Origin of the sequence: Pseudomonas sp. NPDC087615 (assembly GCF_044743445.1) — a bacterium.
GTDB classification, from domain to species: domain Bacteria; phylum Pseudomonadota; class Gammaproteobacteria; order Pseudomonadales; family Pseudomonadaceae; genus Aquipseudomonas; species Aquipseudomonas baetica_A.
The window spans coordinates 1-2,586 of sequence record NZ_JBIUWM010000128.1 but is presented as its reverse complement, the minus strand read 5'-3'; the positions used below and the strand labels follow the sequence as shown (position 1 = coordinate 2,586).

Annotated in this window: 1 protein-coding gene; it reads left to right on the top strand. The window is 56.0% G+C overall.

All coding sequences use genetic code 11. The features are described 5' to 3' along the window. The first annotated feature begins 21 nt into the window (after window positions 1-21). Window positions 22-2,439, top strand: a complete 2,418-nt coding sequence (gene gyrB, locus ACIOU6_RS27840) for a DNA topoisomerase (ATP-hydrolyzing) subunit B (RefSeq protein WP_401139935.1) — start codon at window positions 22-24, stop codon at window positions 2,437-2,439. Window positions 2,440-2,586 lie beyond the last annotated feature (147 nt).

The window sequence follows — 2,586 nt, the reverse complement described above, 5'->3', positions numbered from 1 at the left end:
CGAACATCGGGTGTGAAGGCATTGAGAGAAGAAAATACTAACGACTCAACGAGCATTAAAGTGCTGAAAGGACTGGATGCCGTACGCAATCGTCCCGGTATGTACATTGGTGACACCGACGATGGTAGCGGTCTGCACCACATGGTGTTCGAAGTGGTCGACAACTCGATCGACGAAGCCCTCGCCGGCCACTGCGATGACATTAGCATCATCATCCACCCGGATGAGTCCATCACCGTTAAAGACAACGGTCGTGGCATCCCGGTAGACGTGCACAAAGAGGAAGGCGTTTCCGCCGCTGAGGTCATCATGACCGTCCTCCACGCTGGCGGTAAGTTCGACGACAACTCCTACAAAGTATCCGGCGGTCTGCACGGTGTAGGTGTTTCCGTAGTGAACGCGTTGTCCGAAGAACTGGTACTGACCGTTCGCCGCAGCGGCAAGATCTGGGAACAGACCTACGTCCACGGCGTGCCTCAGGCACCGATGGCCATCGTTGGCGACAGCGAAACCACCGGCACCCAGATTCACTTCAAGCCATCGGCTGACACCTTCAAGAATATCCACTTCAGCTGGGACATCCTGGCAAAGCGTATTCGTGAACTGTCCTTCCTCAACTCCGGTGTCGGCATCGTCCTCAAGGATGAGCGCAGCGGCAAGGAAGAGCTGTTCAAGTACGAAGGTGGTCTGCGTGCGTTCGTTGAATACCTGAACACCAACAAGACTGCGGTCAACCAGGTGTTCCACTTCAACATCCAGCGTGAAGACGGCATCGGCGTGGAAATCGCCCTGCAGTGGAACGACAGCTTCAACGAGAACCTGTTGTGCTTCACCAACAACATTCCGCAGCGCGACGGCGGTACTCACTTGGTGGGCTTCCGTTCTGCACTGACGCGTAATTTGAATACCTATATCGAAGCCGAAGGCCTTGCGAAGAAGCACAAAGTCGCCACAACCGGTGACGATGCCCGTGAAGGCCTTACCGCGATCATCTCGGTGAAAGTGCCGGATCCGAAGTTCAGTTCCCAGACCAAAGACAAGCTGGTCTCTTCCGAAGTGAAGACCGCGGTCGAACAGGAAATGGGCAAGTACTTCTCCGACTTCCTGCTGGAAAATCCGAACGAAGCCAAGCTGGTCGTCGGCAAGATGATCGACGCCGCTCGTGCCCGTGAAGCGGCGCGCAAGGCCCGTGAAATGACCCGCCGCAAAGGCGCGCTGGACATCGCCGGTCTGCCAGGCAAGCTCGCGGACTGTCAGGAAAAAGACCCCGCGCTGTCAGAACTGTACCTTGTGGAAGGTGACTCCGCGGGCGGCTCTGCCAAGCAGGGACGTAACCGCAAGACCCAAGCGATCCTGCCGTTGAAGGGCAAGATCCTCAACGTCGAGAAAGCACGTTTCGACAAGATGATCTCTTACCAGGAAGTGGGCACCTTGATCACCGCGCTGGGCTGCGGCATTGGTCGCGAAGAGTACAACATCGACAAGTTGCGCTATCACAACATCATCATCATGACCGATGCTGACGTCGACGGTTCGCACATTCGTACCCTGCTGCTGACCTTCTTCTTCCGTCAGTTGCCAGAACTGATCGAGCGCGGCTACATCTACATCGCCCAACCGCCGCTGTACAAAGTCAAAAAAGGCAAGCAAGAGCAATACATCAAAGACGACGACGCCATGGAAGAGTACATGACGCAGTCGGCCCTGGAAGATGCGAGCCTGCACCTGAACGAAGAAGCCCCAGGCATTTCTGGCGGAGCGCTGGAGCGTCTGGTAAATGACTTCCGCATGGTAATGAAGACCCTCAAGCGTCTGTCGCGCCTGTACCCACAGGAACTGACCGAGCACTTCATCTACCTGCCGGCCGTGAGCCTGGAAACGCTCGGCGACCACGCCGCGATGCAAGAGTGGCTAGCCCAGTACGAAGTCCGCCTGCGCACCAATGAGAAGTCCGGTCTGGTCTACAAGGCCAGCCTGCGTGAAGATCGTGAACGCGGCGTTTGGCTGCCAGAAGTCGAACTGATCTCCCACGGCCTGTCGAACTACGTCACTTTCAACCGCGACTTCTTCGGCAGCAATGACTACAAAACCGTCGTCACCCTCGGCGCTCAACTGAGCACTCTGCTCGACGAAGGTGCCTACATCCAGCGTGGCGAGCGCAAGAAAGCGGTTACCGAGTTCAAGGAAGCTTTGGACTGGCTGATGGCTGAAAGCACCAAGCGCCACACCATTCAGCGATACAAAGGTTTGGGCGAAATGAACCCGGATCAGCTGTGGGAAACCACCATGGACCCAAGCGTGCGTCGCATGCTGAAAGTCACCATCGAAGACGCCATTGGCGCAGACCAGATCTTCAACACCCTGATGGGTGATGCGGTCGAACCTCGCCGTGACTTCATCGAGAGCAATGCTTTGGCGGTTTCGAACCTGGACTTTTGATTTCGTGTTGTTTGGCGCTTTTAACGGTTCGAGCTTCTCGGTCGAAAGCGGAGAAAAAGAGGTGTTGACAGCAGCGTGTAACGCTGTAGAATTCGCCTCCCGCTGACGAGAGATCGGAGGCGCAAGTGGTTGAAGTTGTTGAAGAAT